General features: G+C 56.7%; 23 protein-coding genes and 1 pseudogene. 10 read left to right on the top strand and 14 right to left on the bottom strand.

Annotated features, from left to right (window positions below; translation table 11 throughout):
* Positions 1–12 precede the first annotated feature (12 nt).
* Complete coding sequence (locus AB7M22_RS03570; protein WP_454185266.1) at positions 13–5058, top strand: dermonecrotic toxin domain-containing protein; 5046 nt, start codon at positions 13–15, stop codon at positions 5056–5058.
* A 24-nt stretch (positions 5059–5082) separates the two neighbouring features.
* On the opposite strand, the gene AB7M22_RS03565 is transcribed toward AB7M22_RS03570, so the two are convergent.
* The 7 genes from AB7M22_RS03565 to acs form a co-directional block, all read right to left on the bottom strand.
* Positions 5083–6063: a GlxA family transcriptional regulator gene (locus tag AB7M22_RS03565; RefSeq protein WP_007904681.1), complete on the bottom strand. Its 981-nt coding sequence runs from the start codon at positions 6061–6063 to the stop codon at positions 5083–5085.
* 245 nt (positions 6064–6308) lie between these two features.
* A complete protein-coding gene (locus AB7M22_RS03560; protein ID WP_007904680.1) occupies positions 6309–7073 on the bottom strand; it encodes an ABC transporter ATP-binding protein in 765 nt (254 codons plus the stop codon).
* 27 nt (positions 7074–7100) lie between these two features.
* Positions 7101–8213: a M14 family metallopeptidase gene (locus AB7M22_RS03555; RefSeq protein ID WP_454185265.1), complete on the bottom strand. Its 1113-nt coding sequence runs from the start codon at positions 8211–8213 to the stop codon at positions 7101–7103.
* A gap of 1 nt (position 8214) precedes the next feature.
* The gene (locus AB7M22_RS03550; RefSeq protein WP_008009945.1) at positions 8215–8913 is read right to left on the bottom strand and encodes an ABC transporter permease; all 699 of its coding nucleotides are present in this window, start codon (positions 8911–8913) and stop codon (positions 8215–8217) included.
* The gene (locus AB7M22_RS03545; RefSeq protein ID WP_007904805.1) at positions 8910–9599 is read right to left on the bottom strand and encodes an ABC transporter permease; all 690 of its coding nucleotides are present in this window, start codon (positions 9597–9599) and stop codon (positions 8910–8912) included. Before AB7M22_RS03545 ends, AB7M22_RS03550 begins: the two co-directional genes overlap by 4 nt.
* A gap of 90 nt (positions 9600–9689) precedes the next feature.
* Complete coding sequence (locus AB7M22_RS03540) at positions 9690–10463, bottom strand: ABC transporter substrate-binding protein (protein ID WP_008009943.1); 774 nt, start codon at positions 10461–10463, stop codon at positions 9690–9692.
* A 698-nt stretch (positions 10464–11161) separates the two neighbouring features.
* Positions 11162–13117 (bottom strand): acetate--CoA ligase, encoded by a 1956-nt coding sequence (gene acs, locus AB7M22_RS03535; RefSeq protein WP_454185264.1) that lies wholly within the window; start codon positions 13115–13117, stop codon positions 11162–11164.
* 381 nt (positions 13118–13498) lie between these two features.
* Here acs and AB7M22_RS03530 point away from each other — a divergent pair, with 381 nt between their 5' ends.
* The 4 genes and pseudogenes from AB7M22_RS03530 to AB7M22_RS03515 all read left to right on the top strand — a co-directional run bounded on the left by AB7M22_RS03530 (position 13499) and on the right by AB7M22_RS03515 (position 16953).
* Positions 13499–13762, top strand: coding sequence for a DUF2790 domain-containing protein (locus tag AB7M22_RS03530; protein ID WP_454185263.1), 264 nt, complete (start codon positions 13499–13501; stop codon positions 13760–13762).
* 186 nt (positions 13763–13948) lie between these two features.
* The gene (locus AB7M22_RS03525; RefSeq protein ID WP_008009937.1) at positions 13949–14263 is read left to right on the top strand and encodes a hypothetical protein; all 315 of its coding nucleotides are present in this window, start codon (positions 13949–13951) and stop codon (positions 14261–14263) included.
* Positions 14264–14792: 529 nt separating this feature from the next.
* Positions 14793–16043, top strand: a complete 1251-nt coding sequence (locus AB7M22_RS03520; protein WP_007905373.1) for a ribonucleotide-diphosphate reductase subunit beta — start codon at positions 14793–14795, stop codon at positions 16041–16043.
* 377 nt (positions 16044–16420) lie between these two features.
* A pseudogene (locus AB7M22_RS03515) lies at positions 16421–16953 on the top strand (BRO-N domain-containing protein).
* A gap of 205 nt (positions 16954–17158) precedes the next feature.
* Here AB7M22_RS03515 and AB7M22_RS03510 read toward each other — a convergent pair.
* Positions 17159–17980, bottom strand: a complete 822-nt coding sequence (locus AB7M22_RS03510; protein WP_454185262.1) for an HNH endonuclease — start codon at positions 17978–17980, stop codon at positions 17159–17161.
* A 259-nt stretch (positions 17981–18239) separates the two neighbouring features.
* Here AB7M22_RS03510 and AB7M22_RS03505 point away from each other — a divergent pair, with 259 nt between their 5' ends.
* Positions 18240–19229 carry a hypothetical protein gene (locus AB7M22_RS03505; RefSeq protein WP_454185261.1) on the top strand — a complete coding sequence of 330 codons (990 nt, stop codon included), beginning with the start codon at positions 18240–18242 and terminating at the stop codon, positions 19227–19229.
* 44 nt (positions 19230–19273) lie between these two features.
* Here the strand turns inward: AB7M22_RS03505 and AB7M22_RS03500 are convergent, their stop codons facing one another.
* The 5 genes from AB7M22_RS03500 to AB7M22_RS03480 form a co-directional block, all read right to left on the bottom strand.
* Positions 19274–19507 carry a hypothetical protein gene (locus tag AB7M22_RS03500; protein ID WP_454185260.1) on the bottom strand — a complete coding sequence of 78 codons (234 nt, stop codon included), beginning with the start codon at positions 19505–19507 and terminating at the stop codon, positions 19274–19276.
* The gene (locus AB7M22_RS03495; protein WP_238543572.1) at positions 19504–19698 is read right to left on the bottom strand and encodes a T6SS effector amidase Tae4 family protein; all 195 of its coding nucleotides are present in this window, start codon (positions 19696–19698) and stop codon (positions 19504–19506) included. Before AB7M22_RS03495 ends, AB7M22_RS03500 begins: the two co-directional genes overlap by 4 nt.
* Before the next feature lie 69 nt (positions 19699–19767).
* On the bottom strand, positions 19768–20955 hold the full coding sequence (locus AB7M22_RS03490) for a hypothetical protein (RefSeq protein ID WP_454185259.1): 1188 nt from the start codon (positions 20953–20955) through the stop codon (positions 19768–19770).
* Between the two features lie 115 nt (positions 20956–21070).
* On the bottom strand, positions 21071–21439 hold the full coding sequence (locus AB7M22_RS03485) for a hypothetical protein (RefSeq protein WP_007898793.1): 369 nt from the start codon (positions 21437–21439) through the stop codon (positions 21071–21073).
* 71 nt (positions 21440–21510) lie between these two features.
* Positions 21511–22329: a sulfite exporter TauE/SafE family protein gene (locus AB7M22_RS03480; protein WP_454185258.1), complete on the bottom strand. Its 819-nt coding sequence runs from the start codon at positions 22327–22329 to the stop codon at positions 21511–21513.
* 112 nt (positions 22330–22441) lie between these two features.
* On the opposite strand from AB7M22_RS03480, the gene AB7M22_RS03475 reads away from it, so the two are divergent.
* Positions 22442–23209 (top strand): AraC family transcriptional regulator, encoded by a 768-nt coding sequence (locus tag AB7M22_RS03475; protein ID WP_454185257.1) that lies wholly within the window; start codon positions 22442–22444, stop codon positions 23207–23209.
* 119 nt (positions 23210–23328) lie between these two features.
* Here AB7M22_RS03475 and bglX read toward each other — a convergent pair whose 3' ends face one another.
* Positions 23329–25557: a beta-glucosidase BglX gene (bglX, locus tag AB7M22_RS03470; protein ID WP_454188756.1), complete on the bottom strand. Its 2229-nt coding sequence runs from the start codon at positions 25555–25557 to the stop codon at positions 23329–23331.
* 338 nt (positions 25558–25895) lie between these two features.
* On the opposite strand from bglX, the gene AB7M22_RS03465 reads away from it, so the two are divergent.
* The 3 genes from AB7M22_RS03465 to AB7M22_RS03455 are packed head-to-tail and all read left to right on the top strand — an operon-like array spanning position 25896 to position 26936.
* Positions 25896–26213 (top strand): helix-turn-helix domain-containing protein, encoded by a 318-nt coding sequence (locus tag AB7M22_RS03465; protein ID WP_454185256.1) that lies wholly within the window; start codon positions 25896–25898, stop codon positions 26211–26213.
* A 46-nt stretch (positions 26214–26259) separates the two neighbouring features.
* Complete coding sequence (locus AB7M22_RS03460) at positions 26260–26619, top strand: type II toxin-antitoxin system RelE/ParE family toxin (protein WP_454185255.1); 360 nt, start codon at positions 26260–26262, stop codon at positions 26617–26619.
* On the top strand, positions 26616–26936 hold the full coding sequence (locus tag AB7M22_RS03455) for a helix-turn-helix domain-containing protein (protein WP_454185254.1): 321 nt from the start codon (positions 26616–26618) through the stop codon (positions 26934–26936). Before AB7M22_RS03460 ends, AB7M22_RS03455 begins: the two co-directional genes overlap by 4 nt.
* Positions 26937–26958: the final 22 nt, after the last annotated feature.

Genomic DNA, 26958 nt, shown 5'->3' with positions numbered 1-26958 from the left:
ACGGCAACCTTCATGAGCCTTACCAACGAAAATCCGGACGCTATCCATCTCGATCCGATGCCCCCCTTCAACAGGGACACCCATTACCAGCATCTGATGAGCGTCATTCCCCCTTGGCTGACGCAGGCGACCCTGCAAAAGCGTGAAGCCTTGAGAAAGGCCAAACCTCGTCTGCCCGCCGGGTTCAACAACACGCCTCGCAGCCAGCACGCCGAATTGCGCACACTCAATGCCTTGCACTGGCAAGCGCAGAACCGCGTCGATCAGTCCCTGGCCAACCTGAAAAATGCCAGCGACTTTGCCGAACCGTTACTGGTTGCAGCGCTCAAGGAGCGCTTCGGCCTTGAGCTGGACGTTCACCAAACCTTTTTGCGTCTTTATATTCCCGCCCATATCCCGTGGCTGCGGCTGAAGTCGGGCGCGTCGCGCATCTGGACGGTGTCACTGCTGGACGCCGCACTGCACAACTTCGAAAGCGCCGAAACCCACGACGATGCGTTCGAGGCGGCGTCGACCTACGTCAGCCCACCCTCGCCCACCGGACAATTCAATGAACTGCCGCACGTCTTGAGACAAATGCCGATCAGCGCATTTACCCGGCTCTGCCGGGACCTGGATATCGGCGAGCACTATAAAAAATACCTCGAAGAGAATCTGGGCATCAGCAATCCAGTCGTCGCGAGCATCCTGCAATCCCGAGTACGCAACAGCCAGAAGGCGGCACTCACCGCCGCCCTGCACATGGCAAAGATGCAAAGTTGTGTCGGTGCCGATACTCATCGCCTGATCCAGAGCATCAGCGATGGCTTACACCCTTCGCGACTGCGCGGCCAATCGTGGTTCTGCCACGAACTGAGCATCATGAACGCCCGCCTGACCGGTATTGTGCTGTTCGGCCCGAACCTGGAGCTCGTGCGCGAAGCGGCCCGAGTAGTGGCCTACATTCCTGACGACCCCGAGCATCCGATCAAGGAGTACCCCTCCACCGCCGCATTCGCCCAAGAACTGATCCAGCGCCTGCGCACTCATGACTACCAGACGTTCTTCAGTCGCTTTATCGATCATCAGGACCGTGGGCACTTCTTCGGACAATTGAATGATCGACTTGCCCCCATCACCTGGCAACCGATCCAGCCCGGCGATGCGCGCCCCACCTGGAGAGAAAACCCTGATCACCGACCCAATCTCCAGATTGCCGCGACGCCGATCAACGGCGACCTGTGGGTGCATCTTTACCGCCGAAAACTCGACAAGATCCTCAACGATGCACGAGTCATCGCGGTCTCCACCGCAATGGTCGACCAAAAAGCCCGCTGGGCGTTATGGGACTCCTTCAGTGAAATCGCCTCGGCATTGATCAACATTGTCGCGTTCGTCGCCCTGCCGTTCGTGCCGTTTCTCGGCGAGTTAATGCTGGCCTACATGGCCTACCAGTTACTGGACGAAACCTTCGAAAGCATTGTCGACTGGGCAGAAGGCCTGCCCCTTGAAGCCTTCGAGCATTTCATGGGCGTGGTTGAGTCGGCGGTGCAACTGGGCACATTTGCGGCGGGAGGTGTTATTGCAGCGAGCGAATTCCGGGCTGTTCTGCCCCGTGAAATCGTGCAGTTCATCGACCGCTTCAATCCGGTAAAAACTCCCAATGGCGACACCCGCTACTGGAAGCCCGATTTGAGCACCTACGAACAACCCGTCGCACTCCCCAACGACGTCAAACCCGATGAGTCTGGACTGCACCATCACCACGGAAAAACCCTGCTGGCACTGGAAAACAAACGCTATGACGTGTCCCGGGATCCAGTAACCGGCGAGTATCGCATCGAACACCCGACTCGCCCCGAAGCCTACAAACCCGCGCTGAAGCACAACGGTAACGGCGCGTGGCAGACCGAGGTCGACCAGCCGCTGAGCTGGGATCAGGCCACTGTCTTGCGCCGTATCGGCCCCGACATGCAGCGCTTTTCGCCGCAAATGCGTGAACGAATGCTCAGCATCAGCAACTGCCATGAGAACGCCCTGCGCAAGATGCATGTGAATGCCGGGCAACTACCGCCATTGCTGGCCGACACGCTCAAACGCTTCAAGATCGATCAGGACATCCAGACCTTCATCGACCTGATCGGCAGCGAACAGCCGAACGACTACCTGAAGGCGGACTCCATCACGCAACTGGAACTGCTCTGTGACTACAACTACTGGCCCACTGACAAAGGGTTGCGACTGGTCGACGCAAAAGCGCGAACCCTTTGGGAACGCAGCACCGCCAATCAACCCGTGGTGCAGATCAATCAAACACAATTGAACAACGGCGACCTGATCAAAACGCTGTTTGTGAGGCTCGGGGAAAGCGAAACCAGAACGCTGATGGGTGAAAGTTTCGGCACACCATCCCCCAGCCTCGACACCCGCGCCCGCACATTGCGCAAGGCACTAAAAGCACTCGCCGAGAGCAAGCGGGAAACCCTGTTCGATAATCGATACCGTCGGCTCGAACGCACTGCCTCCCCGCTGGCGCAAAAACTCATCGACGCCGAACACGGTTTACCGACCAGCGTGGCAGAAGCACTGCTGCAAACTGCCAGCGATCAAGAGCTGCAACAACTTGAGCGCGGTACTTTGTCCAAACGCCTCACACAGCTCACCCGTGAAGCCCGGGAACACGTCAGGGTGACCCGGGCTTACGAAGGTCTGGAGATCAGCTCCAGCGCCAACAACCCCGACACCGATCGACTGGCCCTGCACACCCTGAAGCGACTGCCTGGCTGGTCGGGGCAGTTGCGCCTGGAGATCCGTGAGTACGCCCATGACGGACGTCTGCTCGACAGTATCGGCAATGCCGATGCACCGACCCGCAAAGTACTTGCACTGAATCCAGACGGCACCTATCAGGCCTATGACGACACGGGTCTTGAGCTCAGCGGCGCGAACACGCTCTACCTTGATCTGCTGCAGGCGCTGCCCGACAGCGAGCGCTCGGCGTTGGGCATCCACATCGGAGAGGGTGAAAAACTCAGGCAACTGATTCGCGCGCACGTCCTGAACCGCGATGAACTGCTTGCGGTCCTGGCGCAACATCCGGTCCTGAAACCCACCTACGACCCGACCGTCATGCGCTTGCTCGGTGGCACAGAGGGCTACCATCGCGCGCCGTTCGGTACGCCGACATTACAATCCCACGCCCATCAGCTGTTTCCCCAGCTGTCACTCGAGGAACTGCAAACCTTTGTCGAGCGGTTACAACGGCACCCGACCGGCCCACGAGCAGAACTGAGCCGACTCATGGCCAGACACGCCCAATTGAGCAATGACCTGCACCTCTGGCGTAACGAAATCCCGCAGTTCCTGCCGGATACCCCGATCAGAATCACCCCTGAGCAATTCAGCATTCAGCAGCGAAATCGCCGACACCTGGCGGATGAATTGCTCGACTGCTGGCGACAACAAGCCTCACTGCGCGACGGCGAGGATCAGCTTGTCGAGTTCAGTTTTTCCCAACCGATACTGGGCGAGCTTCCGGTACTCAGCGAAAGCTTCAGTCACGTGACAAGCCTTTCGCTGGATGGCCATATCGCCACCCGCGGAATGCATGAATTCTTGCGAGGGTTCTCAGGCTTACGCCGCCTGGCCTTGCGCGGTTTCACCCTGAATCATCTTCCAGAAACCATCGTGCAATCGCCAAACCTCACCGAACTGATTCTCAGCGAATGTGCCATCACCCTTACCCCACAGAGCCATGCCACCCTGGCAGCGCTGAACAAACTGGTGATTCTGGACCTGTACAAAAACCCGCTGGGGCTCAGCCCCACTGTCGAGAACATGCCGCAGCTGAGCTACATCGACGTATCGGACACCGGCATTTCCGGCTTCCCGGCCGGTGTACTGACCCGCCCACACCTTCGCACCATTCTGCTCAATGACAACCGCCTCCAGGAGCTGCCCGCCGCGATCTTCGATCTCCCCTCCACGACCAGAGATGGCTTCGACCTGGGCGGTAACCCGCTTTCAACTGCAGCCCGCGAACGCATAAAAAGCCATTTCGGCTACACGCGCCAGGACTTCGGCGTGTTTGCCGAACAGGCGGATGTCAATCGAGTACAAACGCTGTACCCGAGCATGGATCATGAAGAAGCGAGTGAGTTTATCTATCTGCTGCCCGGCACACTGGCCGACGGCAGAGTGGAGATCACGCGCCTTGAAACCGAATTCAACACCCTCGGCAACGAGCTTTCAGCCTGGACGGCAAACGTCCCGGCAGTGCACCCGACGAGCGGCGCTCCGTTCACCGCGCAGCAATTGCTCGAAGAACATTCGATCCGGGATGAATTCAAACGGATTGTGGAACGTTGCTGGCGCCGGCAAACCGATCTGGACGACTTCAATCAACACCTTCAGCCCACCTACGAGCTGACCCTGCCCACCGTCATTACCGGCGACCTGCCGGCGATGCGTGCAGACTTCAGTCACGTTTCGTTGCTGTATCTGCACAGTGATGATGGACTGACCTCAGGGGCCGGACGCTTTCTGGAGAGTTTCCCCCGCCTCAAAGGGCTGACCATCCGAAACTACCGACAGGAAAGTCTCCCCGAGCCAATTTTCAGGATGGGCGATCTGACCTCACTGTCGATGATCGATTGCCAGCTCACCCTGACTGCGCAAAGTGCGCTGGAACTGGCACAGATGGAGCGCCTGGACTACCTGGACCTGAGCTACAACCCGCTGGGTGCCACACCAGACGTAAGCCAGATGTCCCATCTCACGACCCTGTTGCTGAACGACACTGGCATCACCGAACTGCCGCCGGGCCTGTTGCAACTCAAATCCCTGGACACCGTGGACCTGAGCGCAAATGCAATCACCCATATACCCGCCGACATTCTGGAACTGCCGCTGGACGTCGGCGAAGGCATCAATCTGAGAGGCAACCCGTTGTCTGAAGAAAGCGTGCAGAGGCTGATCAGTTATTTCCAGCAGACAGGCGTCGACTTCGATGTCGATGCAGTCATTGATCACGCGGAAATGGAGGTGTCATCGTCTGAAGGCTCTGACGTCGATGAGTGATCGACGCCAGACTTAACGTCGGGGTCAACCGCGTTCGGACGGCACCGACGACAACTCGAACGGGCTACTGCTGCGCCGCTGGTTGCGATCTTCCCGCGGCGTGGCGCCGAAGAAGTTGCGGTAGGCGCTGGAGAAGTGCGGCCCCGAAGAGAAGCCACACGACAGGCCGATCTGGATGATCGACTTGCTGGTTTGCATCAACATCTGCCGGGCCTTGTTCAGGCGCAGCTCCAGGTAGTACTGGCTCGGCACACGGTTGAGGTATTGCTTGAAGATCCGCTCCAGCTGCCGACGCGATACGCACACATGCTGGGCGATTTCGTCGGTGGTCAGCGGTTCTTCGATGTTGGCTTCCATCAACAACACCGCTTGGGTGAGCTTCGGATGACTGGAACCCAAGCGGTTCTGCAACGGAATACGCTGGCGCTCGCCGCCCTCACGAATGCGTTCGACCACCAGCTCTTCCGACACCGCACCGGCCAGTTCGGCACCGTGATCACGGGCCAGCACCGCCAACAGCAAGTCGAGCACCGACAGGCCACCGCATGCAGTGAGGCGATCGCGATCCCAGTCGAACAGATGACTGGTCGCAATCACCTTCGGGAAGCGCTCGGCGAAATCGTCCTGCCAGCGCCAATGCACGGCAGCGCGATAACCGTCGAGCAAACCCAACTGCGCCAATGGGTAAACACCGGCCGACAAACCGCCGATCACACAACCGGCGCGCACCAGTTGTTTCAGCGCACTGCTGAGCGACGGCGCGAGCGAGGTCGGCGGTTCGTCAGCGAGCAGGAACAGTTTCTGGAAGTTTTCGAGCTTGCCGGCCCACGGTTCACCCGGCAGCTGCCAGGCGCCTTCGGTCGGCGGCTCTGCCTGCAAGAACGACAGCTCGTAAACAACGTCCGGGTGCACACGCTGGGCAACACGCAAGGCCTCCTCAGCCAGCGCAAGCGTCAGAGCTTTAGTGCTGGGCCAAATCAGGAAACCAATTCGATGGGCAGTCATGGCGGGCAATCCGAAACGAAGAACAGTGATGAAGGCATGGGCCAATGCTAGCCCGTAAATGAACGCATATCTCGAAACCAACAAAGATCAAATGTGGGAGCTGGCTTGCCTGCGATGGCGGTGTGTCTGTGCCAGTGAAGCAAACTGACTCACCGCCATCGCAGGCAAGCCAGCTCCCACAGGGAATCGGGGCAGCCTCTAAATTGCGAAGCATGCACTATCCCGGTGCGCAACGGCAGTCCTGATTATTTCAAGCTGCCAGACAGGAATTGCTGCAAACGTTCAGACTGCGGATTGACCAGCACTTCGCGCGGGTTGCCGCTTTCTTCGACGACGCCTTTGTGCAGGAACACCAGCTGGTTCGACACTTCACGGGCAAAGCCCATTTCGTGCGTGACCACCACCATGGTCCGGCCTTCCTGCGCCAGGGCCTGCATGACTTTCAGCACGTCACCGACCAACTCAGGGTCGAGGGCCGAGGTCGGTTCGTCGAACAGCATCACCTCAGGCTCCATCGCCAGCGCACGGGCAATCGCCACACGCTGCTGCTCGCCGCCGGACATGTGGCCCGGGTAGGCGTCCTTGCGATGAGCAACACCGACCTTGTTCAGGTAATGCTCGGCCTTCTCGCGAGCTTCGGTCTTGGACATGCCGAGCACGTGGACCGGCGCTTCCATGATGTTTTCCATCGCGGTCATGTGCGACCACAGGTTGAAATGCTGGAACACCATAGACAGGCGCGAACGCATGCGTTGCAGCTGTTTCGGGTCGGCGGCTTTCAGCGCGCCGTCCTTGTTGGCAACCAGTTTCAGCTCTTCGTTGTTGAGCAGAATCTTGCCCGCGTGCGGCTGCTCGAGCAGGTTGATGCAGCGCAGGAAAGTACTTTTGCCGGAGCCACTGGAGCCGATGATGCTGATCACATCGCCAGCCGCCGCTTTCAGGGACACGCCCTTGAGCACTTCGTGACTGCCATAGCGTTTATGCAGGTCTTGGACTTCAAGTTTGTACATGCGGTCGGTTCTCACAAAAACAGTCAGTCAGTCGTTGAGCAAGCGCCCGTGACGCAGCGCTTCGCGCCCCGCCACCTTGGCCAGCCAGAAACCGGGTTGGGCATAACGCAGCCGTTCAATGGCAAACAGCACCCCGGACGTACCAGCACACACCGTGCTGACCCGATCCGATAACGGATCGATCACTTCAAAAATCTCGTCGCCCGCTTCAACCCACTCACCGGGTTTACGCAGGAAACTCACCACGCCCGGATGCGGCGCGAACAGCAATTCGGTGCCTTCGAACGGCAGGCCTTCGCAAGCGTCTTGCGCAGGTTTTGGCCACTCACCGCTGATCAAGCCTTGTTCGGCGAGGAACGCCAGAATGCCTTCGGCGTGAGCCACCGCCTCTGGGCGACCGGTATCCGACTGACCACCCAATTCAATGGTAGTCGCCAGGCACGCCAGTGGAATCTGCGCATCCGGGAACAGACGCGACAGACGCAGCCATGGCAGCGAGCACGCTTCATCAAAGGAGCTGCCGCCGGAATCTTCCGCCAGCAGACCGACCTTGACGTTCAAGTGCGCAGCCAGCGAACGCCAATGCGGCCAGTGTTGCGGCAAGGCGTACATGTGCAGCGCCGCTTCGCAATCACAATGCAAATCCAGCACCACATCGGCGGTGCAGGCATGACTGAGCAAGATGCGCTGCATGCCTTGCAACTGACTGGCAGCCGGTGGCAATGCAGCCAGCACATCGCTCATGGTTTCACGGATCAAACGGATATTGGCGTGAGGATCGTCTCCCAGGTGCCCTTGCAGCTCAGCGGCCACGGGCTCGCTCAGTTCGACGAAATCCCGGTTGAAGTTCTTGCCGCTACCCGCCTCGAAACGCCCCTGATGGTTACCCTGAAGCAGTTGACCGAGACCCAGTGGGTTGGCCACCGGCACCAGTTCGATCACGCCGTTGAGCAAGCCTTGGGCTTCGAGTTCGGTCAGGCGCTTTTTCAGCTCCCAAGCGGTACGCATCCCCGGCAGTTCATCGGCGTGCAGGCTGGCCTGGATGTAGGCCTTGCGCTCGCCAGTACCGAAGCGGAACACCGAAATCTGGCGTTCACTGCCCAGGTGGCTCCACGGCAATGCATGATCGATGCGTTCCATATCAGTGCTTCCGCGGGGCCAGATAGCCCAGCCAGCGGTGCTCGGCCATCTTGAACAGGCGCACCAGAATGAAGGTCAGGCACAGGTAGAACACGCCGGCGGTGATGTAGGCTTCGAACGGCAAGTAGAACTGAGCGTTGACCGTGCGCGCGGCACCGGTGATGTCGATCAGGGTCACGATGGACGCCAGACTGGTGGTCTGCAGCATCATGATCACTTCGTTGCTGTACTGCGGCAGAGCCCGGCGCAGGGCCGATGGCAACAGGATCCGCTTGTACATTTTGAAACGCGACATGCCCATGGCCTTGGCCGCTTCGATCTCGCCGTTCGGCGTGGCACGCAGGCTGCCGGCGATGATTTCAGCGGTGTAGGCGCTGGTGTTGATGGCGAAGGCCAGGCACGCACAGAACGTGGCGCTGGACAGCCATGGCCAGAGGAAGCTTTCACGCACCGCTTCGAACTGCGCCAGACCGTAGTAGATCAAAAACAGCTGCACCAGCATTGGCGTGCCGCGAATCACGTAGGTGAACAGCCAGGCACTCATGTTGACGACCGGCTGCTTGGAGACGCGCATCAGCCCCAGCGGCAGTGCCGCCAGCAGACCGAAAAACAGCGACAGCGCGAGCAGTTTGAGGGTGGTCACCAGGCCGCCGAGGTACAGCGGCAAGGCCTCCCAAATGACGTTGTAGTCGAAGATCATAGATCAGCCGCCCTTACGCCTACCGAGTAGCGCTTCTCAAGGTGACGCAATGCCAGCAACGAGACGCTGGTGATCACCAGGTACATCGCCGCCACTGCGAGGAAGAAGGTGAATGGCTCGCGGGTAGCGTCTGCCGCCTGCTTGGCCTTGAACATCATGTCTTGCAGACCGACCACCGAAATCAGCGCGGTCGCCTTGGTCAATACCAGCCAGTTGTTGGTAAAACCCGGAATCGCCAGACGAATCATCTGCGGCACCAACACCCGGAAGAACACCTGAAAACTGCTCATGCCGTACGCCATGCCGGCTTCCGCCTGCCCCTTCGGGATTGCCATGAAGGCACCACGGAAAGTTTCCGACAGGTACGCACCGAAGATGAAACCCAGGGTGCCGATACCGGCGGCCAACGGGTTCAGGTCGATGTAATCGTCATAGCCGAGCATCGGCGCGACGCGGTTGAGCAGGTCCTGGCCGCCGTAGAAAATCAGCAGGATTAGCACCAGATCGGGAATACCGCGGATCACCGTGGAATACAGATCGCCCAGCCAGGCCAGCCAGCGTATTGGGGACAGACGCAGCGCAACGCCGATCAGACCCAAAACAATGGCCAAGACCATGGACGACAAGGCGAGCTGAAGCGTCAGCCATGCGCCATCGAGGATGACAGCCCCGTAGCCTTTCAACATGATTCAGGTCCTCGAAAGTTGGGATGAAAAAATGGCGCAAACCTCAGAGATCCTGTTGCTTGCGCCATTTCGGACTTGTTGCGGGGACGATTACTTGCCGTAGATATCGAAGGCGAAGTACTTGTCCTGGATTTGCTTGTACTTGCCGTTCTCGCGAATGGCCGCGATCGCGGTGTTGATCTTGTCTTTCAGCGCGTCGCCCTTGCGAACCGCGATACCCACGCCGTCGCCGAAGTATTTGACGTCGGTGAAGGCCGGGCCAACGAAAGCGAAACCTTTACCAGCGTCGGTTTTCAGGAAACCGTCATCCAGCAGGGTAGCGTCTGCCACGGTGCCGTCGAGGCGGCCAGCAGCCACGTCGAGGTAGATTTCGTTCTGCGAACCGTAAGGCTTGATCTCGGCACCCAGCGGGGCCAGGACTTCGCGGGCGAAACGTTCGTGGATCGAACCACGTTGCACACCGATGTTCTTGCCCTTCAACTCAGCCAGATTTTCGCTGACCTGAGTGCCGGCCTTCATGACCAGGCGAGCCGGGGTGTTGTAGTACTTGTTGGTGAAGTCCACGGACTTCTTGCGGTCTTCGGTGATCGACATGGACGACAGGATCGCGTCGATCTTGCGCACTTTCAGTGCCGGGATCAGGCCGTCGAACTCTTGCTCGACCCACACGCACTTGACCTTCATCTCTTCGCACAGGGCGTTGCCGATGTCGTAGTCGAAACCCACGATGCTGCCGTCCGGCGCTTTGGAGGCGAACGGAGGGTAAGCTGCTTCGATACCGATTTTTACAGGCTTGTCATCGGCGAAGGTCGGCAGGGACAGCACGGACAGTGCCAGGGCGCCAAGCAGCACAAGTTTCTTCATCTTGGGACTCCATCGGTAAAGGGCAAAAACGGCAGAGTGAGCGACAGCCCAATATGCGAATGGGTTAAACCGTAAAGCGGTGCTGCGTCCTAGGAACCGTGCGCTGATTTCAACACAGGCAACGACGAGCGAGTGATCGGCATTCTAACGACAGGTCCGAAGCCGATATTTCTTCAATGCGACAACAAATTACAGATGCACCGAGAAAGCCGCTTGAGCGCGTTGACAGTCTTGCAATTTCATGCAAGAGCAAAAGACAGTGAACCGATCTATATTGCAAATTGCGGGCCTATTATTGGCAAACCCTTCTAATCCGGCAAGCGCAGCGTGGTGTCTTATTTTTCATGCCGGGTTGAGAGGCCCTGAAACGGGGCTTTGCGTTTCCCATCGCCCCGTAGCGGAGCGCGCGGTTACACATTCAGTTACTTGAAGGGTGATGGGTAACAGTGGGAATGGGCCTACGGCGCAAGTCGATAATTATTGGTCGTTGTTTATGTGGCGTCGGACCTGGCCTCATCGCGGGCAAGCCCGCTCCCACAAGGTTTTGTGGCGTGCGTGCAATCTCAACCAATCCCGAAAACCTGTGGGAGCGGGCTTGCCCGCGATGAGGCCCGGACAGCCAAAACAAAAACCGCAGACCAGAAAAAGCCCCATCCGGCACGACACCGGATGGGGCTTTCACCAACTCAGAACCGCGCTTACGCGACGTTCATGGTCTTGTGCGTATCAATCAAATGCTGCACCACACCCGGATCCGCCAGGGTCGAAATATCCCCCAACCCATCGTATTCCGCCGTCGCAATCTTGCGCAGAATCCGACGCATGATCTTGCCCGAACGGGTTTTCGGCAGCCCTGGCGCCCACTGGATCACATCCGGCGAAGCAATCGGGCCGATCTCCTTGCGCACCCAGTTTTTCAGTTCCAGACGCAGTTGCTCGCTTGGCTCTTCGCCACCGATCAACGTGACGTAGACATAAATACCCTGCCCCTTGATGTCATGCGGCACACCGACCACCGCCGCTTCAGCGACTTTCGGGTGAGCGACCATCGCGCTTTCGATCTCGGCAGTACCCATGCGGTGCCCGGAAACGTTGAGTACGTCATCCACACGACCGGTAATCCAGTAGTAACCATCGGCATCACGACGCGCACCGTCACCGGTGAAGTACATGCCACGGAACGTCTTGAAGTAGGTGTCGACGAAGCGGTCATGGTCGCCATACAGCGTGCGCGCCTGGCCTGGCCACGAGTCGAGAATCACCAGGTTACCCTCGGCAACGCCTTCGATGATGTTGCCCAGGTTGTCCACCAGCGCTGGCACCACGCCGAAGAACGGCCGTGCCGCAGAGCCCGGTTTCAGACCGTGAGCGCCCGGCAGCGGGCTCATCATGTTGCCGCCGGTTTCGGTCTGCCACCAGGTATCGACGATCGGGCAACGGGATTGGCCGACATTCTTGTAGTACCAATCCCAGGCTTCCGGGTTAATCGGCTCGCCGACCGAACCCAACAGACGCAGGCTGCTGCCATCGGCGCCTTCAACAGCGGCAGTGCCCGACGCCATCATCGCGCGGATCGCGGTAGGCGCGGTGTAGAGGATGTTGACCTTGTGCTTGTCGACGATCTTCGCCACCCGGGTGATGTCCGGATAGTTCGGCACGCCTTCGAACAGCAGCGTGGTCGCGCCATTGGCCAACGGACCATAGACGATATAAGTGTGGCCGGTGACCCAGCCGACGTCGGCGGTGCACCAGTAGATTTCGCCCGGACGGTAGTCGAACACGCGCTCGTGGGTCATCGCCGCATACAGCAGGTAACCGCCGGTGGTGTGCTGCACGCCCTTCGGCTTGCCGGTGGAACCGGAGGTATAAAGGATGAACAGCGCTTCTTCAGCGCCCATCTCTTTCGGCGCGCAGACACTGCCCGCCACTTTCATCAGGTCTTCGTACCAGATGTCGCGATGCTGGTTCCACTTGATGTTGCCACCGGTGCGCTTGCACACGATGACTTTCTGAATGCTGCTGGTTTCCGGGTTGGTCAGCGCATCGTCGACGTTGGACTTGAGCGGGATCTTCTTGCCGGCACGAATGCCTTCGTCGGCGGTGATCACCACTTTCGAACGGCAGTCGATGATGCGACCGGCCAGGGCTTCCGGCGAGAAACCACCGAACACCACCGAGTGAATCGCGCCGATCCGGGTGCAGGCCAGCATGGCGACCACGGCTTCGGGGATCATCGGCATATAGATCGTCACCACGTCGCCGCGGTGTACATCCTGGCCGCGCAAGGCGTTGGCGAACTTGCAGACTTGTTCGTGCAGCTCGCGGTAGGTGATGTTGCGGCTTTCGGCAGGGTCATCCCCTTCCCAAATAATCGCGACTTGATCGCCGCGCTCGGCCAGATGACGGTCGAGGCAGTTGTAGGAAACGTTCAGCGTGCCGTCGGCGAACCATTTGATGTCGACATGGTGATCGTCGAAGGACGTCTGCTTCACCGTGGTGAAAGGCTTGATCCAGTCGAGGCGCTTGGCTTGTTCGCGCCAGAAGCCGTCCGGGTTGACGACCGACTGCTGGTACATGGCCTTATAGGTGGCCTCGTCAGTCAGCGTGTTGGCTGCTACCTCGGGACGAACGGGATACAAAGAAGCCGCACTCATCTTTCTTACCTCGGTGGAATAGTTGTTTTTGTATGCCCCCAGTTGTAGCCGGGCGGGGCCTATAGAACCATTCGACGATGGTAGTAACAAGCCCCTACAAAATGTGGCTATACCGCAACAAGGCGCTCAACCCCGGTTATCTACAGGGGGCGTACGGCGTATTCGGGGGATTGTTACCGAATTTGCCAAAAGTGTTTATCAAAAGCACGGCTATATGCACGCCACCCCCAGGCCTAAAATCGGTCTCGCCAACAAGGCAACGTGATTAACCCAGTTGCAGCCCCCACGAAGGCAGTTAATCCAAGACTCTTAATCAAAGCTCCACACGCAATCCCAAAAAGATTGCGTGACCCCATTCGACCTCAGAAAGGTAAATTTGAAATGAAAGCTTTATGGGTTCTGGTCCTCAGCAGTCTGTGCGCAACCGCCATGGCGGATGAGGTCCCGACTGATGCCGCACAGCAACAACCCGCCATTGAGGAATACACCTACTCCACCCACCTGGACATCGCCAAAGTCATATCGATGAGCGAAATCCCGAATGTCTGCGAAGTGGTTCCAGCCAAAATGGAATACGACGACTCCAAAGGTCAGCGACACATTCTGCGCTACAGCGTCATGGGTAACGGCTGCTCTAACGGCTGATCACCCGCTCTCCCCCTCCCAAGGTTCGACCCACCCGCCCGCAATTAAGGCAGATGAAGCGCCGAACCTTATATATCGATTTATACGATTTATTTAAGCGTATATTTGCGCTTTTTAATCAATTTCACTGGCGTAGTCTGAATTCCACACCCAAGGCACAAAACGCCAACGAACCTGGAGCCACTCATGAAAACCAAATTGATCCTCGCCCTGACCCTCTCTGTCCTGGCCGCTAACACCTTCGCCGCTGACGGTTACGACCGCACTGGCTCGGCTGCTTTCACCACTGAAGCGGCTGTCGCTTCTGATGGTTACGACCATACCGGCTCGGCCTCCTTCGCTGCCGATGGTGCTGATCACGTTGGTGCAGGCAAACTCGCTTCTGACGGTTTTGATCACACTGGTGCCGCCAAAGTCGCTGCTGATGGCTTCGATCACACCGGTGCTGCCAAGGTCGCTGCGGATGGTGCAGATCACGTTGGCGCGGCTCGTCTCAGCTAATAAATGAGAACGACTTCACAGCCCGACACTGGTCGGGCTTAGTTGTGTCTTGAGCTACCGAAAACCGACTCAAAACACAACATGTAGTGGAAAAGGCAGTTTTTGATTGTTTTTTGAACAAAAATAATCGAGCGCTAAAATTTATGAAAAAAAAATCTGCACCCCTGATAGCAGCCAAAGCCCTGTAAACCCTCACTCCGGCCTAAAAACGCCTCCTGCCTCCCCTTCTCAGTGCCATTTCGTCGCACCACGCGGCCAAAAATTTCCCTATAATGCGGCGTAAATCGGGCCTGCAATATTCCCTTACAGGGGAACACGCCAGTCTGAAGCCCACGCAGAAGCTGTTCACACTTTCTGCGCCCGTCAGTGGCCTCAGAACACCCGTACAAAATTCTGTTTATTGCCTGCGTTGTACTGCTGCAAAAAACGATTTCCTTTAGATCCAACGCGGCCAGAAACGGCTGTGTGAAAAACCAACCTATCAGTTTTCACACGGGCAATCTGGCCCTCACGCAGGAGACGACACGTCATGCTGAGCTGGGACGAATTCGACAAAGAAGACAGCGGCGAGACCGTGGTAAAAGGCGCTAACGCCGGCCACGCGACTGAAGCCAACATGGACCGACTCGACACCGCTGGTGGTGTCGCCGCTCAAGAAGCTCGCGCTGTTACCGCGACCGACTCTGCCGCAATCGCCCGTGCCAAAGCTGCCCTGGACACCCTCGACGTCGCCGAAGGCCTCGCCGAACTCGAAGGCGCCTCCGCCCGCGTTGCTGTCGACGAAAAGCGCATGATCAACTGCCGTGCCGACCTCAACCAACTCGTACCGTTCAAGTACGACTGGGCCTGGCAGAAGTATCTGGACGGTTGCGCAAACCACTGGATGCCGCAAGAAGTCAACATGACCGCCGACATCGCCCTCTGGAAAGACCCGGAAGGCCTGACCGACGACGAGCGCCGCATCGTGATGCGCAACCTCGGCTTCTTCTCCACCGCCGACTCCCTGGTTGCCAACAACCTGGTCCTGGCTGTGTACCGCCTGATCACCAACCCGGAATGCCGCCAGTACATCCTGCGCCAGGCCTTCGAAGAGGCGATCCACACCCACGCCTACCAGTACTGCATCGAATCGTTGGCCATGGATGAAGGCGAGATCTTCAACATGTACCACGAGATCCCATCGGTCGCGAAAAAAGCCACCTGGGGCCTGAAATACACCCGTTCGATCTCCGATCCGAAGTTCGAAACCGGCACCGTCGAAACCGACAAAGAGCTGCTGCGCAACCTGATCGCCTACTACTGCGTTCTGGAAGGCATCTTCTTCTACTGCGGCTTCACCCAGATCCTCTCCATGGGCCGCCGCAACAAAATGACCGGCGTCGCCGAGCAGTTCCAATACATCCTGCGCGACGAATCCATGCACCTGAACTTCGGCATCGACGTGATCAACCAGATCAAAATCGAAAACCCGCATTTGTGGGATGCTGAAATGAAGGAAGAAGCGAGCCAGATGATTCTGCAGGGGACTCAGCTGGAGATTGAATACGCGCGTGACACCATGCCTCGTGGCGTGTTGGGTATGAATGCGGCGATGATGGAGGATTACCTCAAGTTCATCGCGAACCGTCGTCTGTCGCAGATTGGTTTGAAGGAAGAGTATCCAGGGACGACTAACCCGTTCCCTTGGATGAGCGAGATTATGGACTTGAAGAAAGAGAAGAATTTCTTTGAGACTCGAGTTATTGAGTATCAGACTGGTGGTGCGTTGAGCTGGGATTGATTTCCAAGCTCGCCACGATTTGACGATTGCCGTCTGAATCGACAATTCGAAAAAGCAAAAGCCCCGATCTGATCGTCGATCTGATCGGGGCTTTTTTATGAGCGATGGGTAGTCCTTTTCCATCCCTACGCGACAACGCTAAATCTCCTACAGCACTTACAGTCGTATCCGCATTGATGCCCGCTCAAAGCACCTCTAAGCTCCATTGCAGGTGCCTAAGAAACGCCCAACGTAGAAGCTTGGCCAATCACACAGACGCACAATTCACCTTTGGGTGATTTGTCGCTCGACAGTGACGGCTTTGCTCGTTGGGATTTCTTAAATCCACTCTACGTTGGGGTCAGGCCCTCCAAAATCTAAACGTAGAGGTCATGGATATGTCCCATCCTTTTTCTATAACAGTCTTCTCTCGTCACAAACTCGCCCTACATGCCCTTCTACTCGAAAACCAGGCTTGGTTTTGCGCTCGCGATATCGGGCGCTTGATGGGTATCCATCTGAGCGAACGCATGGTCAACAAACTCGACAAGGATCAGCGTCACGTTTTGTGGATTGAGTATTTCCGGCAACCTGAGAAGCAACTGATGCTCAGCGAATCCGGCGTGTATGCACTGCTGGTGTATCACTACGTTCCGGGGAATCGATTGTTGCGTGAGTGGTTGACTCATCAGGTGGTGCCAGCCCTGCGCGACGCAGAACATTCAGGACATTCAGATCGCCCGATGCTGAGTTTGTTGGATTGGCCGGAAATGTCGTTGAGTTTGTTGCACTGGCAGGATGAAGGTTGGATTCGGCTTCGGGATATGCCGTACCTGTTGCACGATCAGCCGCAACGAATGGTGACGACGGTTAAGCCTTGGTGGCTGTGGTTAGTGCGAGGGTTCAGTCGTCGAAGCGTTCGATGGGTTAGGTGCTTTAGGTGCTGGGCTCATAGGATAGCTTGCGAGATCCGGAGCTATTCGTAGACCATCATCATAATCACTCAATATCGTCCGAGGGTTTCAACCCTCGGCAATTGTATGGATATCCAAATGTTGAGTGGTCTGGAACTAAAGGCTTCGGTCGTCTCACAAGTGAATCTCCCTAACTTTCCCGAAGACCTCCTTTTACACCACCTAGCTGACGTTAACTAAATCGTCGAAAACCCAACGCCCATTGAGAAGGACCTTCAGTTGCTCAACGCTCAGTAACTGTTCGGGTTTCCTATGAACAACAGCGTGGCAATTTGCACAGAGTGGGATCAAGTCTGTCGCAGGATCCACAACCTGATCCTCGTCAAATTCTGAAATTGGCTTCACGTGATGTACGTGGATAAATCCTTTTGCATGCGAGCCATATGCTTTCTCAAAGTCGAAATCACAGGCTTTGCATCGAAGCCCATGAATTGCGATTGCCTGACGCCTAAGCTTTGGACAGCGCTCATACCTCACACCGTAATAGGTGATTTTTTTCCCTTCAGTCCCAATAATTCTCGTCTCAAACTCGTGTGTAATATCGATTGGGCTGAAGTCGTCGATCTGCTCTGGCTTCAGCACCGCATGAGAGGAGATGCCGTCAAACACCGCCTGGTCAATTAACCGGACCCCGTTACGCCAGTAATTGCTCTTCAGCTTTACAGGAATGTGCTCGAGGTATTCCCCGTTTAGCTTGATCGGAACTGCAGATTCAAAAGGTCTGTAGCCATCAATAACAGCGAACAAATCACCTTGCGTGCTGTTCTCATCCGCATAAACCTTTCCTATTCGAGCAACACCAAAATAATGAGGGTTGGTACTCAGACGCTGATCCGAAAAAGCCTTGTTTGTCATCTTCCCTTTGTAATACAGCACCGCCGTTCCTTCGGTAAGAATCGCTCGGTACTGCTTCGGGAAGTGGTAACAGACTCCGGTTTCGTCGGCCCACTTCGATTCATCATTTTCGGCAATGACAGCTGGCATCCCACTCATCCTCTTATCAGAGGCTGAAGACTACCAAATTTAAAGAAAACTCCTACATGATTGACGGTAAGGTCTCACAGCGAGCTCGAATCAGAAATTTGAGAGCGGCGTTGGCACATGCATCATGCCTCCCCCCTCACAAGGCTATGACGCTGTCTGGAAAATGAAAACGTAGGCGCGACTGATCAGAATTACCAGGTGCGCCATCACGCGCCTCCCGCTATTAATACCCTTCCCCACTCAAGGAGCCGAGCACACCATGAAATTCGACCTCGCCTACTGCCTAAGCCTCGACGACAAGCTGTCGATCTATGACGTGCGCGATCTAAATTTCGACGAGACCATGGATTTCGACTCCGCCAAAGAACACTTCCAATGCCCCAACGATGCCTGCCGTTTGGCGTTCGATGCGGTGAATGTGTTGACGACGTTCAACGCCAAGAACGTGAATTACGTTCGCACCCCGCACTTCAAGAACACGCCCAGCACCCGGCATGTTGCGGATTGTCCTTATGTCAGTCTCAAGACGTCGGCGCCAGGTGTGGACGCGGATGGTGCGGAATCGGATGACAGTCGCGAGGAGCATTTTCCGTCGGAGTTGTTGCTGACTCGGCGTGAGTATGTGCGTAAGCCGTCGAACCCGGCGGTGGCGGCGGATGTCATGCGGGATGACCTAAAACCAGCTTCAGCGGCCAGTAACGTCGAGCATCCGAGCCGGGAGTCGGCGCCGGACAAGACCAGTGTCTTCGCCCACCCGGTGGAGTGTTTTGTGTCTAACTTCGAGGACAAGGAGCTGCTCAAGCGCATGCCGCTGAAGATTGGCGAGCACTCGGCGCCTTATGGGTCGTTCTTCAAGAAGATCGAGTATTTGCAGGACAACAAGGGGCTGATTTACTGGGGCAAGATCAAGGAGATCAAGGATTACACCCAGAGCTTTCGCATCGATTTCGAGCAGAAGGTCTGGTTCAAGCAACCGGACGAGGCGAAGAAGAAGCCTTATTCGGTGAACGTTTACTTGAGCAAGAAGCTGATCGACAACTACCGCAAGCGCAAGGCGTTTCTGGAGGAGATCAAGCACGCGGTCGACAGTGACGCCGAGTTGTATTGCTTCTTTTATGGCGTGACGCCGGAGTTGAAGCAAGTGCCGAGCAAGAAAAACCCCGAACAGACGTTCGGGGTGTTCAGTGCCAATATCGAAAACCTGGATCACTTCATCATTCGTGAAGCACCGGGGTTGGCGGGTAACTAATCGCTGTGGCTGATATTGCGTCGGGACGGCGGCCATCGTGTCGTTCAAACACGTGCTCTGCGCAGATGACGCCGATACAAAACAACCCCCATAACAATCGAAAGCATCCCAACCCCCGCATTACCCAAAAGCCAAATTGCAAAGTTCCGACGTTGGTCCGCTTCACTTTCGTAGAACGGCCCAAAGTAGTCAGACACTGCCATGAATAACAAATTAAATGCCCCAACGGCCAAGGCAACCATAAGGATGACGAACAATGCCCCTTTAACAATTTTCATATGACCTTCCAAAACCATATTTCCTTCGACTCGTGGTAGTCGGAGAAACTGCCCTCAATGGAAAACCCCAACTGAATACGAGGGTAGCTCAGCCAGTCCGTTAGTCTACGCCCGTTCCATAGGTCGATATGATCGCCACTGCGATTGCCGATGGTCTCGCTTCCTCGGCGCCAGAAGTCTTTGAAAAAAATGATGCCTTGCTGCCCTTCAAGATCATCCTCGAAGTCCTTCGGCTTTATCTTTTGGCGTCGGGCCAGGGCTTAGTCCTGAGGCAATTCGAGTTTGACTGCGCCAGGATGTTGCTTGACCACGGCGTACGGCAACACTGACCAGCCCGGATCATCGCAATTGCGTTGCACGCGGGCGAAGTACGGGCCTAGGTACAGGCCTTTGGCGGTGAAGTGCCAGTTGGAATAACCCCAAACGCTTTCGTCGGTGTAGTCGCAACTGTCCTCGTCCACCGGCTTCTGCATATCGTCGGGGTACAGCGCGGTGAATTGCTTGATCAGCCACGGTACGAACACTTCGCGATGATAGGTGAATCGCGTGTTGCCCTCTTCCTCGGTCAAGGATGTATCGCCCGCACTGTCGCGATCGGCGTGCAGCAGTGGCTTGCCTTTGCCAACCCACAACACGTCGTCCAGCGACAGGCTATGACCGGTGTGAACGTCGAGGTTGATCGGTGAATCGCCAAAATCCGGGTGAGCGCCGCCGCAGCTGTAGCTGGTGGCGATGCTCAGGCTGACCACATCGGGCGATAGGAATTTGGGGGTGACACCTTGGTCGAACTCGGCATATTGCCCACCTTGCAGCAAACAGCCGTAATAGCTGATGACTTCGCTCCAGAGCCGCTCCAACAATTGCTGATTGATCCGCTGTTGGTCGGCTTTGGGGTAGCCGGACTCGACGCTGAACATGGAGAGACTGGACTCGGGCTGCGTCCACCATTGCAGGTCATAACCCATGAAGGACTCTTTCTTGCCCGGTTTGAGCTTCAAGCCTTGCAGGCGAAGATATTCGTAAGGGTCGCTTTTCGGCAGCGCGGCGATGAAGGGTAAGGCGTCCGCCGACGGTGCCGGCAGCTTGGCCTCGGTCAACTGCATTTGCAGGACTTTGCCCTTGTGGCTTTTCCATTCGCCCTGCCAGCCGTTGGCCGTTTCTTGCAGCTTGAGGGTTGGCTGGGGTTTGTCTTCGCCGTAGCGGTTGCTGCCTTCGGTTAGCGTCAGGGTCTCTTCTTGCAGTGAGCCACTCAGCTCCAGGTCGCGATGGTACTTTTCATAGAAATAGCGGCCGGTGACTTCGTCCGGCTGGTTGGTGTTGAGTTCCAGCACGATCGGCATCTTGCCCAGGGTGCCGGTGAAGACGCGATTGTAGCCTTCGGCATCGGCTGTCGAACAGAACGCGAGTAATAACGTGGCGCAGGGGGCGAAGCGCAATCCTTTGAACATCAAATCATCCTTGAAAGAAGTGAGCGTCTGCTCACGAAATATTGCCGCGAATTATGGTGAATCAACGTCCGAGAATCCGCGGCTTAAGAAGGTGCTGGCAGCTTGCAGTTGAAGATCAGTCCTGTCTCACGATCTCGTCAACCCATTCAAGCTCATAGGGTTGGCGAACAACCTCCGAGATGTAGTTCAGCGCACCTTCGCTGAGAACTGATAATTCGGCGTCGGTCAGCAAGTCGTGCATGACCATCAACCACAAGCCTCTGAGCGCACTGGAACGGGATTGGCTGTTATGGTCAAAGGCCTGGGCCATGTCCTTGTTCCGATCCTGGATCAGGCCGTAAAGCATCCCATAGCGAGCATGTGCCGAAAGAGCACCATGTTGTGCAATCGTCTTGGCATCGGCAAGAACACCTTGGCAAAATCGATCGAGCGCAATCTTGCGCAGTTCCTTGAATTTCTTCCAGTCACTTTCGAGGATCGGCATGACATTCTCCTGCGTGAAATCTTGAACAGTACGAAGGCCTATTCTTGCGAGTAAGCCGACTGATTCCAACCTCACTTGGCGCACATACTCAGCATCACCAAAACCAGCAAACCAATATAAACCCGCGCATGCACCCGATCCGGTATCCGCCCGATCCACGGCGTGGCCAGCCGAATGCCTAGCACCGATCCGGCAGTCAGCACTGCAAACGCCAGCACATCCACATAACCGACAAACCACAACCCCAGATCAAACTCGGTAAACCCCGCCATCGCCATGTAAGTCAGCGTTCCGGCCAGCGCAACCGGCAGACTCAACGGATTGGCCATGGACGTCGCCTTGGACATGCTCAGCCCACAACGCCGCAGCAGCGGCACAGTCATGACGCTGCCGCCCACGCCGAGAAACGTGGCGATGGTGCCGATGCCTACACCGCTGCCAGACATTTCTGCCCTGCCCAATCGCCGTGGGATTACGGCGTCGGACTGTGTGAGAAAACCGCGTCGGAACAAGCAGTCCAGAATCGTCACGCCGAGGTAGGCGATGAAGGCAAAACGGATCAACTCGCCACTCGCCCGCATCGCTGCAACGGCTCCGACGATCGCGCCCAGGCCGATGAACCCGCCCAACGGCCACACGTAATGGCGAATGAGATTACCGGTGCGGCGGTGTTTTGCGGTGGCGATCAGGGCGTTGACGATCATTACGCAGGTCGAGGTGGCTACGGCGATGTGCATCGCCGATTGGCTGATGGGGTCGTCGGCGCCGTGGCTGGCCGTGAGCATGCGATACAGCAAGGGCACGACGACGAATCCGCCGCCGAAGCCGAACAGCACGGCGGTGACGCCGGTCATGCAGCCGAAGAGTGCCAGCAAGAGGTAGAAGAACATCGCGCATCGTCCGTTGGTTGAGGGTGGCCGACGATAGAGCGATGGGGCTTGGCCCGCTTCAGCAAGTCAGCCAATAATGTTTGCGTTTACGCCAACCGCTGGATACCGCTCGATGCGCAATGTTTCGATTGATCTGCTGGATGCTACGCCACGCTCGGTGGTGGCCATCGGCACGGATTACGCCGATGGTCATCGGTTGCCGCGCCATACCCATCGGCGGGCGCAGTTGTTGTACGGCGCCACCGGGGTGATGCAGGTGAGTACGCATGACGGCAATTGGGTGGTGCCGCCGCAGCGGGCGGTGTGGATTCCACCGGGGGTGGCGCATGAGGTGTTGATGTTGGGGGTGAGCACTCGCAGCTTGTACATCGAACCGGGGGCGGTTGATTTGGGCAATCGCTGCCAGGTGATCAGTGTTTCGCCGTTGATGCGGCATTTGCTGATGGAGGCGGTGGAGGTTGCGCTGGAGTACGACGAGGCCGGGCGCGATGGTGCGCTGATCGACTTGCTGCTGCACGAGTTGGCCCGTAGTGCTCACTTGCCGTTACACATTCCGCTGCCCCTGGATGCGCGGCTGCTTGGGTTGTGTCAGATGTTTCTCCAGCATCCGAACATTCATCAATCGCCGCAACAATGGGCTGATCAGTTGCACATCAGTTTGCGTACTTTCAATCGCCTGTTCCGCCAACAGACCGGGTTGAGTTTCAGCCAATGGCGGCAGCGGGCCTGTGTGGTGCTGGCCTTGGCGCGGCTGGCGGTGGGCACGCCGGTGACGCGGATTGCCCTGGATTTTGGCTATGACAGCCCGGCGGCGTTCTCGACGATGTTTCGTCGCGTGCTGGGGCAGGCACCGTCCGTTTGGTTGGAGGGGGCGAAATAGCGAGCTCGCGGCAAGCGCAGAACCTGTAGGAGCGAGGCTTGCCCGCGAAGAACGATGACGCGTAATACCTGAGAAACCGCGGTGCATTCTTCGCGGGCAAGCCTCGCTCCTACAAGTTCTTAGCCACTGCCTTGTTCTGACAGCAACTCAAAACTCTGCTCCTTCACATCCTGGGAATCCAGGCCGATTTGCACCCGGAACTCGCCCGGCTCGGCGGCGTATTCCAACTGGGCGTTGAAGAATTTCAAGTCGTTCTCATCAATGCTGAAGTGGACTGCTTTTTCCTCTCCGGCCTTGAGCATGATTTTTTGAAAGTTCTTCAGTTCTTTGACCGGACGGCTGACAGATCCAACGACATCGCGGATATACAGCTGAACCACCGTTTCGCCGTCGCGCGGGCCGATATTCTTCACCATGACGCTGGCGACGAGGTTGTCGGTCTTGCTCAACGTGGTCGACGACAGGGCCATGTCGGTCAGGCTGAAATCGGTATAACTCAGCCCATAGCCGAAGGGATAAAGCGGACCATAGGACTGATCGAAATATTGAGAGGTGTAGTTGCGAAGCGCACCCACTATGTAGGGGCGACCGGTGTTCAAGTGGCTGTAGTAATTCGGGATCTGCCCCACGGAGCGTGGAAAAGTGATGGGTAACTTGCCGGACGGGTTGTAGTCCCCGAACAACACATCGGCAACGGCGTTGCCTCCCTCGGAGCCGCTGTACCAGGTTTCCAGAATTGCATCGGCCTGTTTCTGCTCCTTGCCGATGGACAGTGGCCGGCCGTTCATCAAGACCAGTACCAGCGGTTTGCCGGTGGCTTTCAGGGCAGTGATCAATTCACTCTGGCGCCCAGGCAGATCGAGGCTGGTTCGACTGGCCGCTTCATGAGACATACTGCGGGGCTCGCCCACCACTGCAATCACGACATCGGCTTGCTGTGCAGCCTTGACCGCTTCGTCAATCATTTCTGCTGCCGGACGAGGGTCGTTCGCGATTTCGGACACGCCCTGGTATTCCAGGTATTTAACGACCTCCTGATCCTCCTCGAGATTGGCGCCTCGGGCATAAATCAGCGAGCCCTGGTTCATCGCGTTTTTCAGGCCATCGTAGATCGTCACCGATTGCGCGGCCACGCCGCTTGCAGACCAACTGCCCATGATGTCGACGGTACTTTTTGCCAACGGGCCTATAAGTGCGATCGTGCCCTCTTTTTTTAACGGCAAGAGCCCGTTTTCATTCTTCAGCAGCACCAATGTCTTGCGTGCCACCTCTCGGGCCTGCGCTCTGTGCAGACGGTTTTCGGCGTTGTTATCGGCAGGGTCTTCACTGGCAATGCCGATGCGTCGGTAAGGGTCTTCGAACAGCCCCATGTCGTACTTGGCCCCCAGCACTTCCCGCACCGCGTTATCGATATTGCTCTGGGAAATAGCACCCGACTCAAGCAGCCCCGATAGCTCCGGACCATAGGAGAAGTCGTTCATGCTCATATCAACGCCAGCCCTGATCGCGAGCCTGGCCGCTTCGCGGGGATTCTTCGCGACACCATGCTGAACCAGATCGTTTATCCCGTTATGGTCGCTGATGACCAGTCCCTTGAAACCCCACGCTTTGCGCAGCAGGTCTTGCATCAACCAAGCATTGGAAGCGGCTGGCACACCATTTATCGAGTTAAGCGCCACCATCATCGCCCCCGCGCCACCTTCAATCGCCGAACGATAGGGTGGCAGGTAATCCTGGTACATCCTGGCCAGGCCCATGTCGACGCTGTTGTAGTCGCGTCCACCTTCGACAGCCCCATACAACGCAAAGTGTTTCGCGCTGGCCATGATGCTGTCGGGTGCATTCGGGCTTGCGCCCTGGTAGGCCTGAACCATCGCCTTGGCAATGCGCGAAACCAGATAGGTGTCTTCGCCGAAGCCTTCGGAGGTGCGCCCCCAGCGAGGATCCCGGGCGATATCAATCATCGGGGCGAAGGTCAGATCGATACCGTCGGCACTGGCTTCTTTCGCCGCTGTTCGACCGCTCAACTCGATAGCGCCAATATCCCAGCTGGAAGCCAATGCCAGGCCAATGGGAAAAATGGTTCGATGGCCGTGTATCACGTCCCAGCCGAAAAACATCGGTATTTTCAGGCGGCTTTGTTGAGCCGCGTCCTGCATGGGGCGGTTTACGTAGCGGCTCACAGAACCGTACGTCCCACCGATTCGCCCGGCGGCGATCTCTTCGCGTATTTTTTCGGGCGTCATCTTTTCATCAATAGCGATCAGCCGCAGTTGGCCGATTTTTTCCTCCAGGGTCATCTGATTTATCAGGTTGCTGACAAAGGCCTCTTTGCTCAACGATGCCATATCAGCCACGACGGGCAGACTTGTAAAACCAATCAGGGCACATAGCAGACGTAGTCTTTTCATGATTCCCTTCCCCGCATAACGCTGTGACGCACTGCGTCATAAACGCCACCTTTCCTTGTGCTGAAAATCAGAAAGCTGACGTTCAATCATTGCTGCTGCGGGAGTTGAAAGCCGTGAGCGTTCAGGATCCCGCATAGAAACAGCGTAGTCGCTCCCAGGCTCCTGCCGGAGCGAAAAACAGAATCGATCAAAAAAATGAGTTTGATCCGGGATCAAAACAACTGTACAAAAACACAGTACATTTTGAATCAGCACTCTCGAGCCCGGAGAACACCATGGCCACTCTTGCGATGAAAATCACCCTGGAACGTATCGCCCTCTTCCAGTTCACCCCCGCCCACTGCGCCCAGGCCCGAGCGATGCTGGGCTGGAGTGTTGAAGAGCTGTCCGAGGAATCCGGGGTTTCGGTTGACGCCATTCAGCGTTTCGAGGCAGAACGCGATGTGCTGGATGTCACCCGGCTGGCATTGGCGTATCGGTTTGAGTCGCAAGGTCTGGTGTTCTTCCCGGGGTTTGCACCGGGCAGAGGGATGAATGTGAAAGGGTCGACGCCGGATCCGGTGGGGCGGGCGCATTATGCGATGGTTGAGTGAGAGAAATCATCGATTGACGATTATTCCCACATAGGTATATTTTCGCATGAGTACAAGGAAGTCACTTTTGTGGGTTTGCAGCAGTAAAAAAGACCTCAAGCAAATGCCCAGCGATGTACAGGATGTTTTTGGCTACGCGCTTGATCTGGCACAAAGCGGTGCAAAACATCTGGACGCGAAGCCTCTAAAGGGTTTTGGAGGTGCTGGTGTACTCGAGGTGGTCGAGGACTTCGATACGTGTACCTACCGCGCCGTTTATACCGTTCGTTTTGATAGTGCCATTTATGTTCTGCACTGTTTTCAGAAGAAGTCGACTACGGGAATCAAAACCGCGCAGTGCGACATCGATTTGATCAAAAAGAGATTTCAAGCGGCGCAGAATCACGCAAAAGGAATCAGAAAATGATTGAAATCGAAGAAAGCAGCGGGAACGTCTATGAAGACCTCAGGACGCCCAACGCCAATGAAATGCGAGTCAAATCCCAACTGGCTGCAAAGATCGGCGAGATCATTAAGGCTCGTCATTTGACCCAAGTTCAAGCATCTGAAATCTTGGGTCTGTCGCAACCCAAGCTTTCTGAAATGTTGCGCGGAAAGTTTCGTGGCATCAGTGAAGCCAAGATGATGGAATGCCTTTCCTTACTCGGACGTGACGTGCAAATCGTCGTAAAGTCGGCCCCACGCTCAAGAAGAGAGGGTCGAATTGAGGTGGTTTTTGCCTGAAGCGCTAACCAAGAAAAAATCA

This window comes from Pseudomonas sp. ADAK2 TE3594 (assembly GCF_053628675.1).
Note: the sequence above shows the minus strand (reverse complement) of the source record. Positions and strands in the feature narration are given on the sequence as shown.